The organism is Curvivirga sp. (assembly GCF_965219885.1).
Lineage (GTDB): Bacteria > Pseudomonadota > Alphaproteobacteria > UBA8366 > Aestuariispiraceae > Curvivirga.
The window spans coordinates 2,597,174-2,614,421 of sequence record NZ_CBDCOT010000009.1 but is presented as its reverse complement, the minus strand read 5'-3'; the positions used below and the strand labels follow the sequence as shown (position 1 = coordinate 2,614,421).

13 protein-coding genes are annotated in these 17,248 nt (G+C 42.4%); 4 read left to right on the top strand and 9 right to left on the bottom strand.

Annotated features, from left to right (window positions below; translation table 11 throughout):
* Window position 1 precedes the first annotated feature (1 nt).
* Window positions 2–1,192: an LL-diaminopimelate aminotransferase gene (locus ACOQOA_RS17795; RefSeq protein ID WP_420549939.1), complete on the bottom strand. Its 1,191-nt coding sequence runs from the start codon at window positions 1,190–1,192 to the stop codon at window positions 2–4.
* 41 nt (window positions 1,193–1,233) lie between these two features.
* A complete protein-coding gene (locus ACOQOA_RS17790; RefSeq protein ID WP_420549938.1) occupies window positions 1,234–2,346 on the bottom strand; it encodes an OmpA family protein in 1,113 nt (370 codons plus the stop codon).
* 242 nt (window positions 2,347–2,588) lie between these two features.
* Here ACOQOA_RS17790 and ACOQOA_RS17785 point away from each other — a divergent pair, with 242 nt between their 5' ends.
* A complete protein-coding gene (locus ACOQOA_RS17785) occupies window positions 2,589–4,472 on the top strand; it encodes a PHA/PHB synthase family protein (RefSeq protein ID WP_420549937.1) in 1,884 nt (627 codons plus the stop codon).
* Between the two features lie 84 nt (window positions 4,473–4,556).
* Here the strand turns inward: ACOQOA_RS17785 and ACOQOA_RS17780 are convergent, their stop codons facing one another.
* Window positions 4,557–7,121: a GcvT family protein gene (locus ACOQOA_RS17780; RefSeq protein WP_420549936.1), complete on the bottom strand. Its 2,565-nt coding sequence runs from the start codon at window positions 7,119–7,121 to the stop codon at window positions 4,557–4,559.
* A 658-nt stretch (window positions 7,122–7,779) separates the two neighbouring features.
* Here ACOQOA_RS17780 and ACOQOA_RS17775 point away from each other — a divergent pair.
* A complete protein-coding gene (locus ACOQOA_RS17775; protein WP_420549935.1) occupies window positions 7,780–9,132 on the top strand; it encodes an alanine/glycine:cation symporter family protein in 1,353 nt (450 codons plus the stop codon).
* A gap of 91 nt (window positions 9,133–9,223) precedes the next feature.
* Here ACOQOA_RS17775 and dsdC read toward each other — a convergent pair whose 3' ends face one another.
* The gene (dsdC, locus tag ACOQOA_RS17770) at window positions 9,224–10,153 is read right to left on the bottom strand and encodes a DNA-binding transcriptional regulator DsdC (protein WP_420549934.1); all 930 of its coding nucleotides are present in this window, start codon (window positions 10,151–10,153) and stop codon (window positions 9,224–9,226) included.
* Window positions 10,154–10,251: 98 nt separating this feature from the next.
* Here dsdC and ACOQOA_RS17765 point away from each other — a divergent pair, with 98 nt between their 5' ends.
* Window positions 10,252–11,610: a D-serine ammonia-lyase gene (locus tag ACOQOA_RS17765; RefSeq protein WP_420549933.1), complete on the top strand. Its 1,359-nt coding sequence runs from the start codon at window positions 10,252–10,254 to the stop codon at window positions 11,608–11,610.
* 69 nt (window positions 11,611–11,679) lie between these two features.
* Here ACOQOA_RS17765 and ACOQOA_RS17760 read toward each other — a convergent pair whose 3' ends face one another.
* The 3 genes from ACOQOA_RS17760 to ACOQOA_RS17750 all read right to left on the bottom strand — a co-directional run bounded on the left by ACOQOA_RS17760 (window position 11,680) and on the right by ACOQOA_RS17750 (window position 14,739).
* Complete coding sequence (locus ACOQOA_RS17760; RefSeq protein ID WP_420549932.1) at window positions 11,680–12,573, bottom strand: flagellin; 894 nt, start codon at window positions 12,571–12,573, stop codon at window positions 11,680–11,682.
* Window positions 12,574–12,730: 157 nt separating this feature from the next.
* On the bottom strand, window positions 12,731–13,513 hold the full coding sequence (locus tag ACOQOA_RS17755; RefSeq protein ID WP_420549931.1) for a class I SAM-dependent methyltransferase: 783 nt from the start codon (window positions 13,511–13,513) through the stop codon (window positions 12,731–12,733).
* 113 nt (window positions 13,514–13,626) lie between these two features.
* Complete coding sequence (locus ACOQOA_RS17750; RefSeq protein ID WP_420549930.1) at window positions 13,627–14,739, bottom strand: trimethyllysine dioxygenase; 1,113 nt, start codon at window positions 14,737–14,739, stop codon at window positions 13,627–13,629.
* A 166-nt stretch (window positions 14,740–14,905) separates the two neighbouring features.
* Here ACOQOA_RS17750 and ACOQOA_RS17745 point away from each other — a divergent pair, with 166 nt between their 5' ends.
* Window positions 14,906–15,544, top strand: a complete 639-nt coding sequence (locus ACOQOA_RS17745; protein WP_155153304.1) for a TetR/AcrR family transcriptional regulator — start codon at window positions 14,906–14,908, stop codon at window positions 15,542–15,544.
* Between the two features lie 18 nt (window positions 15,545–15,562).
* Here ACOQOA_RS17745 and ACOQOA_RS17740 read toward each other — a convergent pair whose 3' ends face one another.
* Both ACOQOA_RS17740 and ACOQOA_RS17735 read right to left on the bottom strand, forming a co-directional pair.
* Window positions 15,563–16,669, bottom strand: a complete 1,107-nt coding sequence (locus ACOQOA_RS17740; protein WP_420549929.1) for an agmatine deiminase family protein — start codon at window positions 16,667–16,669, stop codon at window positions 15,563–15,565.
* A 145-nt stretch (window positions 16,670–16,814) separates the two neighbouring features.
* Complete coding sequence (locus ACOQOA_RS17735) at window positions 16,815–17,201, bottom strand: GFA family protein (RefSeq protein WP_420549928.1); 387 nt, start codon at window positions 17,199–17,201, stop codon at window positions 16,815–16,817.
* Window positions 17,202–17,248: the final 47 nt, after the last annotated feature.

Here is a 17,248-nt window from a genome sequence, read left to right as displayed (position 1 = left end):
TTTAATCTGTTAACAGATCTTTCATGTTGCGAATGGCTTGCCGGATTCGTTGAGTATTTTCAACCAAACCAAATCTAACATGACCATCGCCATATTCGCCAAAGCCCACACCAGGAGCCACAGCAACGCCTGCTTTTTCAAGCAGCAGCTTAGAAAATTCCAAGGATCCCATTTCCTTATACTTATCTGGAAGTGGTGCCCAGGCAAACATAGATGCTTCGGGCGATGGAACATCCCAACCAATTTTTGCCAATCCATCAATTAAGACATCACGGCGCTCTTTATATAAGGCACGAACTTCATCCACGCAATCTTGTGGTCCGTTCAATGCTGCTGTCGCAGCCACCTGAATTGGTGTAAAAGCACCATAATCAACATAAGACTTTACACGTCCCAGAGCCGCTACAAGCTTTTTATTCCCTGCTGCGAATCCTACACGCCAACCCGGCATTGAATAAGTCTTAGAAAGAGATGTAAATTCAATGGCAATATCGCGCGCGCCCTTCACTTCCAAAACGGATGGCGGCGGCGTATCACCGAAATAAATTTCGGAATAGGCAATATCGGACAAAATATAAATGCCGTGGAATTTACAGAAATCAACAACCTCTGCATAAAAATCCAACCCGACACAATGTGCCGTCGGGTTTTGTGGGAAGTTCAATACCACAGCCAAAGGTTTCGGAATAGAATGTTTAACAGCGCGATCCAATTCACGCATGAAATTTTCTTGAAAATTCGCTTCGCCACCGCCCGCAGGCATATGACGAATGACGCCACCAGCAATAATAAAACCGAATGTATGAATCGGATAAGTCGGGTTAGGAGAAAGAATTACATCACCCGGACTGGTAATCGCTTGTGCTAAATTGGCCAATCCCTCTTTCGAACCAAGCGTTACAATCACTTCGCTTTCAGGATCAAGTTCCACATTAAATCGACGTGCATAATATCCTGCCAATGCTTTACGCAATCCCGGAATACCGCGACTTACAGAATAACGATGTGTGCGCGGGTCTTGAATCGCTTCAACCAGCTTATCGACAATATGCTGAGGTGTCGGGCTATCAGGATTACCCATCCCGAAGTCAATGATATCTTCCCCTCTCGCTCGGGCCGCGGCTTTCATAGCATTTACTTCAGCAAATACATATGGGGGCAGCCTTTTAATGCGATGGAATTCTTCAATCATCGTCTCTTTTTCACCTCGATTTTAAGTTTAAGTAGGAATTATTAGTTTAAGAAATAGATTTCGGCACGTCGGTTATAGGCATGATCCAGATCAGTATCACCTAAACGGGCCGGGTCATTCGCACCACGGGCATCCATTAGGATCATATCTGCGGGCACACCTAACGCCTTCAATGTCTCAGTCACATTTACAGCACGATCTAATGATACTTTATAGTTCACAAGCGCAGGATTTGTGACACGCGGCGACACAGGAATGGACGCATGGCCAATAATCGCAACACCAGTCGCACCATTTTGCACATATAAATCAGCTACTTGACCTAGTACGGCTTTATCATTCGCACTTAAAACCGCATTGCCAATAGAATAATAAAGTGTTGCGATATGTGTACCATTACTTGCCGCTTCTTCTGCACGATTAGCGGAGATTGCAGCAACAGCTTCTTCAGATGCCTGAACATTTGGCACATCAACAACTGCACCCGCATCTGTGCTTTGTGCGCTAACATTAGGTCGAACAACAACTTGTTCTGTGGCTGTTTCAACTGCCGGTGCCGGAGTTGCAGGAACCGGTGCTGGTGCAGGCTCAACTGGCTTAGGTGCAACTTGTGCAACATTTGATATCGACTGTCCTGTTGTCGTGGCCGGAACAGCTACAGCATTATTAGTTGTAGAAGTAATCTTTGGCTCAGCCGGAGTTGGTGCTGGCTTCGGGGCCGCCGCAACTGGCAATGGTGCGGTTGTTGTTGTCGCCGATTTAGCGACAGTTTCACTGCTTGCAACAGGCGGCGCCGCAGGTGCAGATACATCTGCTTGCACTGGTTGAGGTGCCTGAATAGGTGTTTCATTTGTTGGAATAGATTGTGACCGAATGACTTGATCACTATATTGCGCATTTTGATTATCCGCAACTAATCCAGATTGTAACGCATCAAAATCACGTTTTAACTCAGGTTCTTCAGGGCGTTCTGGCACAGTTCCAACGGCAGGAAATTCTTCATCCTCACCAGGAATAGATTGATCCTCCTCTTCGGTGGAATCGCTAAACCAGCCACCAGACACACCTTCCACAACATCCTGCGTCGTGTTCGTACATGCATTCAATGATAATAAAATAGCTGTTGAAACAGCCAGAATCTGGATTTTTTTCATCGTTTCCCACCGAGCCAAAAAGGAGGTATCAAATTTCAATTGTTGCGTATCATAGATAACACAGATTGCGGGGGCAATAACGGATTGATGAAATTTAAAAAAACCTAAACATTATCTGATTAAGATCAAAAAGATAAAATCTTTATTTCAACGATTGAGTTTCAAAAACGAGCATGTTTCAATGAACATAATCCGACTTTGATACAGCTAATAACTGCAGGGATATTTTAGGGAATTTTATAATGGCAGATAAAGATGAAACCGACACTAATTACATAAGTGATTATCTAGCCACCTTGTTTCCAGATATGGAAGAAAAGTTTGATCCACAAATTTGGGCCGCTAACTGGTCAAAATTGTTGGAACATAGCCATACGACCATGAAAGAGATGATCGAAACCGGTCAAACTAATATGGATAAAGCATCTCCTCAATATCAAGAGACAGCTGACCCTTTCAATTTGGGGACAGCCTTTTTGAGTTGGACACAAAATATGATGCAAAATCCAGAAACTCTCATAAAAACACAAACTGAATATTGGCAAAACATGCTAAATCTTTGGCAACAGACTGCCGAACAATTGATGGTGAGTGAAGACGGTAATCTTGGCAATCCGATCTCAATCATTGAACCGGAAGCAGGTGATCGCAGGTTTTCCGATCCAAGTTGGAACGAGAACGCAATTTTTAACCTGCTAAAACAATCCTACCTTCTTACTGCTGATTGGATGCATAAAACTGCAGAAACAGTTGAAGGAGTAGATGATCATGATGCTCAAAAAATAGAGTTTTTTACCCATCAAGTAACAGATGCAATTTCACCGACAAACTTTTGGGCAACAAATCCTACTGTCCTTAAAGAAACATTGGAAACCAACGGCGAAAATCTTATTCGTGGATTTGACAACCTTGTCTCTGATTTGGATAAGGAAACAGGAAAACTTAAAATTTCCATGACCGATCCAGATGCCTTCTCGGTTGGTGAAAATCTAGCGACGACTGAGGGTAAAGTTGTTTTTGAAAATGACTTAATGCAATTGATTCAGTATAGCCCAAAGACTGATAGCGTCTTCACGAAACCATTGTTGATTGTGCCTCCCTGGATCAACAAGTTTTATATTCTTGATCTTGGCCCCAAGAAATCATTTATCAAATATGCCGTGGAGCAAGGCCATACTGTCTTTATTATATCATGGGTAAATCCAGATAGCAGTTTACGTGATAAAGGATTTGAAGATTATATGCTTCAAGGTCCACTTGCTGCATTAGACGCGATTGAGAAAGCTACGGGCGAAAAATCCATTAATTCAATTGGGTATTGTATTGGTGGCACCCTTCTATCAGCAACCCTTGCATATATGGCTGCAAAAGCAGACAACCGCATTGCAAGTGCGACCTTTTTTACAACCCTTACCGATTTTGAAAATGCGGGAGAGTTAAAGGTCTTTATCGATGAAGAACAAATTTCCAATATCGAAGCTTCCATGGAAGAAAATGGCTATCTAGATGGTAGTGAAATGGCAATGACATTCAATATGTTACGCCCAAACGATCTCATCTGGTCTTTTGTCATCAATAACTATCTGATGGGTAAACAACCCTTCCCGTTTGATCTTCTTTATTGGAATTCTGATAGCACGCGCATGCCGGAAAAAATGCATAGTTATTATTTACGCAATATGTATTTGGAAAATAACTTAGTAAAACCAAACTGCCTCACCTTGGCAGGCGAAAATATTGATCTTGGAAAGGTCAAAACACCTTGTTTTATTCTATCCACAAAAGATGATCATATCGCCCCATGGCAGGCAACCTATTCAATTGTGAATGCCTTTTCCGGTCCTGTAAAATTTGTCTTGGCTGGATCTGGTCATATTGCAGGTGTTATCAACCCGCCAGGTGAAAAAGAGAAATACGGCTATTGGTCCTATGATCCACGTAATAAAATTGAGGAACCAGAAAATTGGTTTTCCAAATCCAAGCAAGCTGCAGGTTCATGGTGGCCGGAATGGCAGAAATGGATTTCGCGTAAAGCTGGGAAGAAGGTGGACGCACGCATTCCCGGCGCAGGTAAATTAAAAGCGATTGAAGACGCACCGGGCCGTTATGTGAAAACTCGCCTTTAATCCTTTAGCTTGAAATAAGAGACATAAAAGAAAACCCCGGAAGTCAAACTTCCGGGGTTTTTGATCTTTCGATAAAATCTTAGATTAAGATTTCATACGTGCGTTGGTTGGGTCGTATAGAGACTTCATACCAACAGCCTCAACTTTAATCGGGAACTTCTGGTTGAAGTATTCGATTTCTAGTTCGCGGCCTTCTTCACAGTAATCTTGCGGCAAATAACCCAAAGCAATGTTTTTACCAACAGATGGACCATAAGCCAAACTTGTTGTGAAAGAACGACGACCTTTAGAGTCAATCAACACTTCGTTTGTGCGTGGGTCGATGATTGGGCAGTTACCCATCATGAAACGCGCAACACCGTCTTGGTCAACATTGTCTGTTACAGTCATTGTACATAACATTGCAATTTGATGTTCAAGTTCACGTTGGGAAATATTTGCATCCTTACCACGGAAGTCAGCAGCTTTAACTTTTGGACGTGCCAAACCAGCTTCCAACAAGTTGTAATGAGACAACAAGTCCGCATTTTGCAAACGTAAGCTTTTCTCTAGACGACGGCTGTTTGCATATGTTTCAACGCCGATTGGTGTAATACCAACTTCGCGGAACATATCCCACAATGCCAAACCATAAGACATAGAGAAGTGAAGCTCCCAACCTTGCTCACCAACGTAGGAGATACGGAAACCTTTAACCGGAATACCACGTAAAGTGAAATCTTTACATGCACCGAAACCGAAGTTTTCGATATCAAGACCAGCAGGGTTGTCAGCCAATTTCTTCAATGTTTCACGTGCGTTAGGACCCCAAACACCGATACAGCCATAATGGTCTGTGCGGTCTTCAACAAAAACATCCCAGTTTTTGTCTTGAGCCATACGACGCAAGTAAGTCGCATCACGGTTACCAGCATCACCACCGTCAATCATTTGGAAACGATTTTCACCCAAACGAAGAACAGTTAAGTCGGCAATTACGCCCCCTGTATCATCAAGGAAGTTGGTGTAAACACCTTTACCAACCGCTGTATCCCCAGCAACTTTGGAAGAAGATACATATTCCATCAAGTCAGCTGCGTTACTGCCTGTAATGTCATAAATCGCAAAGTGAGAAAGGTTCACCATACCGACATTTTCAGAAAGCTCTAGATGCTCAGCATTGGATACACGCCAGAAGTGACGGTTGTCCCATTCATGCAAACGCTCTGGAATACGATCAGCGTATTTCTCTAACAAATGGTCATTGCAAGAATAACCATGTGCACGTTCCCAACCTGCGATCTCCATGAAATGAGCGCCAAGCTCTTTTTCACGTAGGTAGTAAGGAGCAGTACGCAAGTTACGACCTTTGGAATATGGCTCACGTGTGTGAACAGGTGGGTTATAAATCTTAAACGCGCTTTCGAAGCAACGATCATAGATATATTGTTCAGATTTTTGGATATCATAATAACGTGCGTAATCGATTGGCGCGTGGTCAATCTCTGTGCGGCCGTCAGTCATCCAGTCAGCAATGATTTTACCTGTACCTGGGCCGTCTTTAACCCAAACAGATACACCATACCACAAGCCACGAACTTTCGGAGATTCACCAATAGATGGACCACCGTCAGCAGTTACCTGCAACAAACCGTTAAAGGAGTGCTTTTCATTGTAACCCAATTCAGCAAGAATTGGTGTCAATTCCATTGCACGTTCCAATGGCTCAATAACTTGCTCCATTTCCAAGTCGCGTTGAGATGGGGACAAACGAGCTTGTTCTTTTTCAAGAATATCGCGTGGGTGTACCAAACGAGGTTCTTTTTCCTCATAGTAACCCCATTCGATTTGTCCGCCTTCTGTTGTACCCGCAGCACCTGTGTCACGTAAGTAAGCAGAGTTACCTTGGTCACGAAGAAGTGGGTAACCGATTTCTTTGCCTGTGCCTTCGAATTCATTATATGGTCCGAAGAATGTCAATGGATGGTCAACTGGCATCACAGGAATGTCTTCACCAGCCATTTCAGAGATCAAACGACCCCATAGGCCCGCACAAACCACAACATACTCAGCTTCGATGTAACCTTTTTCGGTGTGAACACCTTTGATACGGCCATCTTCGATATCTAAACCTGTGCAAGAACAGTTTGGAATTGTTTCTAATTTACCTGTTGCTTCAGCTTCAAAAATCATTTCGCCGGAAACAGTTTGGGAACGTGGTACAACAAGACCAGCATCAGGATCATAAAGCGCGCCTTGGATTTGATCTTCTTCGATCAAAGGCATCATTTCTTTCGCTTCGGCAGGTGTGATCATACGAACGTTACTGCCATGCGCACGACCAGAAGATACGCGACGCTCCAATTCGCCCATACGTTCATCATCACCGACACGTGCAACTTCGATACCACCAATACGCTCGTAACGACCGCGTGCTTCAAAGAAGTCGATGGAATATTTGGTTGTATAAGTTGTCATCTGATCATGAGCTGTCATGAAGCAGAAGTCAGACGCATGGCCTGTAGAACCAATATCTGTTGGAATTGCAGATTTATCGATACCGATAATGTTGTCCCAACCGCGTTCAATCAAATGGTGAACAACAGAAGCACCTACGATGCCGCCCTGCCCAATAATAACGACTTTCGCTTTTTTGTGAAAATCTGCCATAGATTACCGTCTCCACACTATAGAATATATTAGATGAGTTTTTTATATTTTGTCGTCACGTCTTGTCGGATAACTACCCCATGTGGTGCTAAATTCACATGCAATACCGACACGCTTCGCCAACTGCTCCCATAAATATACTGCTGAAAATTTCAAGACTTAAAGCTTGACGACACTTTCTATTGTTTGCGCGTACTATGTTCAGCAACTTCCGCAGTTTCCCTAAATTTTTCACTTGTTCAAACGCGACCAAATTCTCAAATATCAACATAAAATCAAATCATATAGGCAATATTCTTTTCATCATTTTTAACAGCAACATGCATCCAAACCCGCACAAAAAAGGCATTTTCCCAAAGAATATCCTTAAAAGACTATTGAATATTTTTTGAAAATACCCTAAAAGACCCTCACAAAATTCCGGTGTGGGGTCCGCTCGTCTTTCATAAAGCTCTGAGGGCTTTGAAGTTAAAGTCGTATATCATCAGGGGAATCATTACCTCCTATGACGAAAAATGTGGAACCGGGATATTAAGCTTTATTCGTGATTTCTGTTTTACAGGATATCGCCAGCCATAAACGTGAAGTCGTCTCCTATAAGCTGGTTATATCTCACGGGTAATTAATATCTAATTCACATGATGCAAAGGAGCATTTGATGGAATTTTTGACTTCCGTAATAGGTGAGATAAACGGGATTGTTTGGGGTTGGCCTATGCTTATCCTCATTCTTGGTGTTGGTTTCTTTATGAGCCTTGGCCTAAAATTGATGCCAATCCTGAAACTAGGTACCGGTTTTAAACTTCTTGCTGGCGGTGTACATGCCAAAGAAGGTGAAGAATCAGAGGGTGAAGTACCTCCATATCAAGCGTTAATGACTGCAATGGCAGCGACCGTTGGTACAGGTAACATTGCAGGTGTTGCAACAGCTGTATTCCTAGGTGGCCCTGGTGCATTATTCTGGATGTGGATGACAGCCCTAGTTGGTATGGCTACAAAATATTCAGAAGCAGTATTGGCTGTTCACTACCGTGAAGTAGACGAAGAAGGCAACCATGTTGGTGGCCCAATGTATTACATCAAAAATGGTATGGGTAAAAGCTGGGGCTGGTTAGGCGCTGCATTTGCAATCTTCGGCGCAATCGCAGGTTTCGGTATTGGTAACGGTGTACAATCTAACTCTATTGCAGCAGTTATCGAAACAAACTTCAGCGTATCTCCATTGGTAACAGGTATCATCTTGATGGTTCTTGTTGGTTTGGTGTTGATCGGTGGTATTAAACGTATCGGTTCTGTTGCTGGTGCTTTGGTTCCTTTGATGGCTGTTGCATACATCATCGCGGGCTTGGTTGTATTGGCAATTAACGCTGATCAATTGGGTGCAGCATTCGCACTTGTGATCGAAAGCGCATTTACAGGTCATGCAGCACAAGGTGGTTTCGCTGGTGCAGCTGTTTGGGCAGCTATTCGTTTCGGTGTGGCACGTGGTGTATTCTCAAACGAAGCGGGCCTAGGTTCTGCGCCAATCGCGCATGCTTCTGCACAAACAAAAGATCCAGTTCGCCAAGGCTTGATTGCTATGTTAGGTACATTCCTTGATACAATCATCGTATGTTCCGTGACTGGTTTGGTAATCGTAACTTCCGGTCTTTGGACTTCTGGTGAATCTGGTGCAGCTCTAACCTCTGCTGCTTTCGCTGATGCGCTACCTGGCGTTGGTAACTATATCGTTGCAATTGCTTTGGCGCTTTTCGCATTCACAACCATTTTGGGCTGGTCTTTCTACGGCGAACGTTGCGTAGAATATCTTCTCGGTGTGAAATTCATTGTACCTTACCGTATCTTATGGATCTTGGCTGTACCTGTTGGTGCGGTTCTAAGCCTAGATTTCGTATGGTTGGTATCTGACACATTGAATGCGATGATGGCATTGCCAAACTTGATTGCGATCTTGGTATTAAGCCCGGTTGTCTTCAAAATGACACGTGCTTATTTCGCAGATAAATCATAAACGGTTAATTTTAACCGATATAAAATAGATTCTTAATTTAAGGATCAACTTTCAGGCCCGCTGCATACTTTTATATATGTAGCGGGCTTTTTCATTTAACAGCATACCCTTGCAGCCAATTCGTCATAATGCGAATCAATGGCTGATCAAATCGATCCGCATGACAAACTATATGATATTGTTCTCTGGCAGGCATTTGCATATCAAACGGTGCTACCAACTCCCCACTCCTTAATTTATCTTGCAATAGGTTTAAGCGACCAATTGCCACCCCTCGTCCGTGAATTGCAGTGGAAATTGCTAAATCTGAGCGTTTAAAAGTATATCCATGTGATAAATCCAATCCTGTTTGATTGAATGTGTCACACCAAGCCTGCCATTCTGAATAAGGCCCAGCTTCAGGCCAGGCATCTGCGTCATGCAAGAAGAAACAACCTTTCAAGTTACCAGGGGTATCCTGTAAACCTCTTTCTGCTGCATATTCAGGACTGCAAACAGGCAACAATGTCTCCCCCATCAAGATAGAACTATGAAGATTCGGATACTCCCCTCTTCCATAATATATCGCGATATCAACACTCTCCCTGTAAAAATCTAGCAAGCGAATATTTGTTTCAAGATGAAGCCTTAGATTCGGAAATTTTTGTTGAAAATCACCTAGTTTCGGTGTCAGCCAATTCAAGGCAAAACTTGGAGGACAAGATAATGTCAATTGCCCACTAGCTTCTTGATTTTGCATATCCCGCAATGCATTTTCTAAAGAAACGAAAGTTCCATCAACGATCTTCAACAATTGTTGACCGTCATCCGTCAATTGTAAGCGTCGATTAAATCTCAAAAACAACTTGAACCCAACTTGTTCCTCCAACTTTTTAATTCGATGACTAATCGCACTTTGAGTTAAATTCAACTCCTCTGCAGTTTTAGTAAAACTTAGCAATCGTGCAGCGGTGGTAAAACAATGCAATCCAGAAAGAGTGGATGCATTCAATGTTGAAAATTTCGAATTAATTCTATTCATTCGAATATAAGAACCTTTCGTTTGTCACAAATTTTTTCCTTATATATTTATATTAAACAATAAATATTATTAAACGATAAATTTCATGTGAATTAAGAATGCAGGATTTAATTTTAAATAAAAGCCGAGAAGATTGGCATAAAGACTTCCCTCTTATTAAAGATTTAGAGGAAGAAAAAGAGTTTATCTGGTTTAATCCCAAACTCTTATCACAGAATGATGCATCAAAGTCGATTCCACTAAACCCTCAAGACATACAGGATGCTGCAGATCGACTGGATCGCTTTCATCCATATATCTCTAAAGTTTTCCCTCAAACGGAAAAATCAAACGGGCAGATTGAATCACCGATCATCGAAATCAAGCACATAAAAGATGCTCTATCAAATTTGGTTGGACAGGAATTGCCCGGGCGCCTCTTTATGAAGGCCGATAGTGAACTCCCGATATCTGGCTCTATAAAAGCCCGTGGAGGCATCTATGAGGTTCTAAAATTTGCTGAGACCATCGCTATGCGTGAAGGTATTTTGGATTTAGATGATAATTATACAAAGCTTGATAACGAAGAATTTAAAAGGATATTTGCTCGCTACACAATCCTTGTTGGATCCACAGGGAATCTAGGCTTAAGTATCGGTATTATGGGCGCACAACTGGGTTTCAAGGTGGTTGTTCATATGTCAGCGGACGCAAAACAATGGAAGAAAGAGCTATTACGATCAAAAGGCGTATCCGTTATTGAGCATGAAGGTGACTATGGTAAAGCCGTCGAAGAAGGTCGCAATTCTGCCGCTGCAGATGAATATAGCTATTTCATAGATGATGAAAATTCCAAAGATCTCTTCTTAGGGTATAGCGTTGCGGGACAACGCTTAAAGATACAACTGAAAGAAAAAAACATCATTGTTGATGAGGAACATCCTTTATTTGTTTATCTACCTTGTGGTGTCGGTGGTGGCCCGGGAGGTGTCGCTTTTGGTCTTAAAGAATGTTTTGGCGATAACGTACATTGCTTTTTTGCAGAACCAACACAATCGGCCTGCATGTTTTTAGGAATGTATACTGGCTTGCATGACAGTATCAGTGTTCAAGATTTTGGAATTGCGAATAAGACTTGTGCTGATGGCCTTGCTGTTGGTCGTCCTTCGGCCTTCGTTGGGCAGCTAATGGATTTGTTATTAAGTGGCGTTTACACTGTTACAGATAACAACTTGTATCGTTATCTTACCCTCATGAAAGACAAAGAAGATATTGAACTAGAACCTTCTGCATTAGCTGGACTGCCCGGCATTACTCACATCTTAAAAAATGGGGCAAAATACATATCAACACATGGATTGGAACCACATATGAAAAATGCCACACATATCATGTGGGCTACAGGTGGCAGTATGGTTCCTCAAGAAGTTCGAGATCATGATTATCAAATCGGTCAAAGATTAAACCTAGATCAATAACAATCCATAAAAGAATAAGGGCAGAAAAGTGTTTTTCTGCCCTCACTTACTTCATTGATAACTGTCTAATCAACCTTGTCCAAGCAGTTCCAGAATATTACGAGATTGTTGTCCCGCCAAAGCGATAGAGTTGATCCCCAACTGACTACGGGTATTTGCTGCAACCAAAGTTGCCGCTTCTTCGTTTAAATCAGCTAAGGTTAACTTATCTGCACCTGTTTCCAGTACATTTACTTGGTTTTCCGTATAATTAATACGCTCTTGCAAGATCGCTACATTTGATCCCAATTGCGCCGCCTGCCCACGCAAACGATCAATACCAGAATCAATTGTATTAATGATATCACTAAACGCAGAAGGATTTCCTGCAATTGATGTAAAGGTACCACCAGTTAAACCAAATGCATCGGCATCAAAACTACCATCAGCTTGATAGGCGGCTACTGAAAACAATCCATTATCTGTATCAATACCCGCACCATTCAAGTTGAAGCCATCAACTGTCAACTGACTGTCTTCACGTGAATCAAAGCGAACTTCTGCAGTATTATTACCAGATAATAAATTTTGCCCTAGATATGAGGCGTCTTGTGCAATTTGTGAAATTTGATTTCCAAGTTCCGCAAATTGGGCACTTAAGGCCCGTTGTTCAGATGGGCTGGCTGAACGCGCAGCTTCAACAAGACCTTTCATTTGATCGGCAAAATTCTCAATCGTTTCAATGCCAACATTAGCAACAGAAACAGAGCTGACTGCCTGATCAACGCCCGATTTATATCCAGTTAGTGTGTTTGCTGTGTCTGTTAACGCCTTGGCAATAAAAAAGGCCAAAGGATTGTCGTTAACGTCATTTACTCTCCTGCCAGTAGTCAAGTTCTCTTGGGCTCTACCGGCTAGGGCGGTTGTCCGTTGGACGGACTGCAGCGAATTCTTCACCGCTGCGGTTTGTGTGACTTCTGTCATAACCCGCTCTCTCCAATAACAACGTCGTTTGCCTCTCACCGCGAAACGACTATTTCTCTCAATATCTCACTCTAGCACAAATCTTCTGATTTTACAAAGAGCTTAATCCATACTTTTTAACAGGTTACAAAGAGCTTAACAGTGATGAAGCTCACACTTACACCGGTTTTTGCGCACGTGCTAAGGCTGGTCGCAGGTGGCCTTGATCCAGAACCACACAAAGCATTCGCCAATTTTCGATAAAATGGTCCCTTTCCTTAGGGCCTAATTTTTCGGTCATCACTTGATATAACTCAGTTTGCATCAAGTGATATTCGGTTTTGGCTTCCTCACGATATTCTTCCCAAATAGATTTCGTCCAAATATCTGAAAAACCTGCATTTCTAAGAATATCGGCATTTTCCTCAATCGTAACCAAATGATAGGAAATACCTTCCAACTCTAGGAAATAATCAAAATCTTTCCCTCGAACTTCATAGCCCCCTAACCAGTCACCACAAATCACCCGCCCACCGGGCTTCAACACCCGAAAGATTTCCTTAAAGAACCCTTCTTTGTCTTCCACGTAAAGCCAGGCATCTTTCCCAAAAACCACATCAAAATGATTATCTTCAAAAGGTAGAGCGCCAGGAGTTACAAGCCTAACCTCTATCTGATCAGCTAGGCCTCTTTGTTCAATATATGCTTTTGATCGGGACACAATATCTTCTTCAATATCAATACCCGTTACTTTAGCCCCATATTTGTCGGCCAGCAAACAATCAACACCACCCAAACCTGACCCGATATCCAATACTTTCAAGCCACGCAAATCACATCCTTCAAGTATCCGATTAATTGCATCTGCCCCGCCCGGTGATAAAAAGCCTTCACCCCAGATAATCTGAAGCATCTCTAACAATGCCTCACCATATTCATCTTCATGAGGTACATCTGTCATTTCCCAAGCTCCTCTTTTTTATATTAGAAAAGCCTAGAAAGACTATTTTTCTAAGTAAAGAAAAAGCCGATATCTTACGATACCGGCCTAAGGGAGAATACAAAATTTTGAAGTTATTTTTGACGTAAGACCCTAATCTTACTTTCAAAATCCTCATGATTAAAATAAGCACCAGCCATATGGCGAATACCGGCAAAAGAGGTGCGCGCATGTAAGACACGCCAATTGTCAAAAATCACAGCTTTACCTTCTACCAGTTGGAAAGTTACCTGCATTTCTGGATCATTAACGAATTCATTGAAACGACGGATCGCACGATAGAAAAGCTTCATTTTCTTTTCTTCCATCAATACCGGTGCACGATCAAAATTGTTATAGCTAACCTGTTTATAGTTACCACGCTCATCCAAACGGACAACCGGGCGGCTAGATTGCAAATTAACCCCTGGCTCCAGATATCGGCCTGTCACATTCATCGTGGTTAACGCATCAAATAATTCCTGATCTTCATTTTTGATCACTTCTGCCACTTTAAAACCATCCGCAAAGACACTTAACCCGCCTTCGGCTTTATATTCAATACAATGAAGCATCTGTAGGCCCGGCGCATCATGGCTGTAAGTACTATCTGTATGTGGGCCAATTCCAACAGTGGAATAGGCAGTATCACTATGCGCCTGATCCGCTTTGAAATCCCAAAGGCCTCCAAAGATACTTTCACGGATATATGCAATACGTTCCGCCATTTGGCGGGTGCATTCCATATTATTTTCCATGCCTTCAACGATAGCAAAACCGCGTTCTTCCAGTGTTTTCAAATAGGAGTCCAAGCCTTCTTCCGTATTCATCACATCTTTAAATTGATGCGTTTGAATATTTGATTGTAATGACGCCTTATCCCAAAGGATCGGATCGGCCTGATGTTGCTCTCCGAATGCAGCGATATACAATAAATCTGTTGGAAAACGGCTTTTAAACCCATCATTCGACCATGTTACAGAAAGTGTTTCACCCGCTTCATCCAATTCATAGGAAGATGCATCAATATCTAGGGGAATAGAAAACGTGTCTACTTCGCGCTGCCACGTATCTACATTTAAACTTTCCGGTTCCGGGCAATGGTCACGTAGCCAAAAGAAAGGAAAACGCGCTTCTTTTCCATTTGCCCATGCAAGGTTTAAAGCTGTCTCGTCTCTATTCACAGATGCAAAATTACTGATCGCCATTTCGATAACTCCTCCATAACATCTGTTGGATCTTGTAGCCGAAGTCATATTTAAGCGTCAAGTTATTTTACAAATGTATAATTAATATTTTTGCAAATAAATTTGAAAGCCAATGCAAATCAGCTAAGGTATTTAAAACATTGGGGGATGGATTTAAGGGAAGATCATGACAGATACAGAAAAACGAGAACCAAAGTTTTCTCGCTTGGATGCGGATGCGCGCCGCCTTTCATTGATGGAAGCCACATTACATTGCCTATCAACCTTGGGGCAGCGGGCAACGTCTGTGCGGGCAATCTGTGCACAAGCTGGTGTATCACCAGGGCTTTTACGCCATTATTTTGATGGTAAAGAAGACTTAGTTGCCTCGGCCTATGAATATCTAACCAAAAAATTGTATGACAGCTTTCACGATCTTATTGGCAATGATGAATTGGATGCCGAACAGGTTCTAAAAGATTCCTTTGAAATCCTGCTTAATAGTGAATGGGTATCCAAAGAAATGCTAGGCGCTTGGGTTGCTTTTTGGAGCATCCAGCAAACAGATGAACGGATGCAGAAACAACATCATGAAGCCAATCATGAAGTACGCAAAATCTTTGCCCAGCTCCTAACCAATTATGCGACTTTTAAGAATTTGAATGTGAATGATCAGGATATCAAATTCGCCACAATCGAATTGATGGGACTGACCGATGGTCTTTGGCTAGAACTCTGTCTTGATAGTGATTTCTATAACGGTGAGCAAGCCGTCACCATTTGTATGAATTGGCTCAATAGTTTTAAGGAACGGTTTAGCCACTAAACCGTTCCTTAAATATCTTTATCCTTTAATCACCGACATGGCAGGCTGATCATTTGTATGGCAATGGACTCCGCCACCTGCATACCATGATTTTAACATTTCGATAATATAGACATCACGGCCTGGGAAATAGCTTTCCAGACGCTCTTTCGCCAAGGCATCTACTTCCGGATTGCCAAAACCAACTGCAATAACAAAACCATTCCCAAGCAACCAGTTCATATAAACCGCGTCAAACTCTTCGCCTTTATAGCTGCCCGTGCCTTCGATGGGATCACGAATAACCGTAAAGCCCTCTTCTTCCACAAGTTTTGCGGTTTTATCATAGATCTTAGAGGTGGCATCATTGGGTCGGCAGATAGAATATTCCGTACATTCAGGGATCACCACCGTGGTTTCGTTAATAAAACGCGCAATCCCATCAATATGACCATTGGTAAGGTCACCTTCGACGACGCCTTCAGTCATAATAACCTTGGACACCCCAAATTGATGTTTTAAATCTGCAATAGCTTCTTCTTTAGTATAGCCCGGATTACGTCTTGGGTCACCAAGTGTGCTCCAATTCAACAAAACTGTATCCACGCCATTAAATTCCAGATTGCCGCGTTCATGCACGATATCCACATGATCCACGGGTAGATTTAGATATTCTCCCAAATAGTAAGGCACCTCATTATCATTGTCATAGGTCACTTCGGGTCCCCATGCCCCTCCCCATGCGTCAAACTCCCAGTTTTGAAGGCGCATTTCACCATTTTCAATCACATAAGTTGGTCCATTATCCCGCATCCAGGCACTATCCGTTGGTACAAAATGCCATGTAATATTCTGATGGTCCGGATTCGCCCCCGCGTCAGTCAAAGCACGACGTGCATCATATTCAATATCTTCATCAGGCACCAAGATATGAAGCTTTTGATACTCAACAATCACCTTACTGATCTGAGCATAAGCTTCCTCATATGATTTTTCATAAGTGCCCGGCCATTGTAACCAGGTTGCTTCCTGTTCTTCCCATTCCGCGGGCACACGTTTTGTTATTGTATCATTCGCCATCGCCATCCCAACCCCGAAAGAAAAAGCAAATACCATTTGGGTGAGTAATAAAGTTAATTTGCGCATCACATTCTCCTAAACAAAAACTAGGCGATTCAATAGCACCCTCCCCCAACTTAGCTAAATATACAAAAATAAGTAACCAGCTATGAGTACCACCATGGTGGTACATAAATCATGCACAATTTAAAAACTTTAGTTTTGATACGATTTAATGCGTCTCAAGCTGCTCCAAATCATCGGAGATTTCGTAGTAATCGCCTTTATCTTTGACAAAGATATGTTTGTTGATTTGTATATTCGTGGGATTGTCCAAACAACCGGCAGCGATACCAACACCTTCCTCATCATTCATACGATAAAACAAGCTGGACCCGCAGAATTTACAAAAACCGCGCTTTGCAAAATCTGACGACACATACCATTCAAGGCCTTCATCTGTATGGAAATTCAAATCATCATACGAAGCCGCATGGGTTGAAGCCCAAAGATGGCCACTCATACGGCGGCATTGACTGCAATGGCAAACCGTTACTGTTTCTCTAACCTTTTCTGTTTGAAAACTTACCTTGCCGCATTCACATCTTCCCTTAATCATAGCATTCCCCATATTTGCATTATCGAAGTAAAACCTAATATCATGAT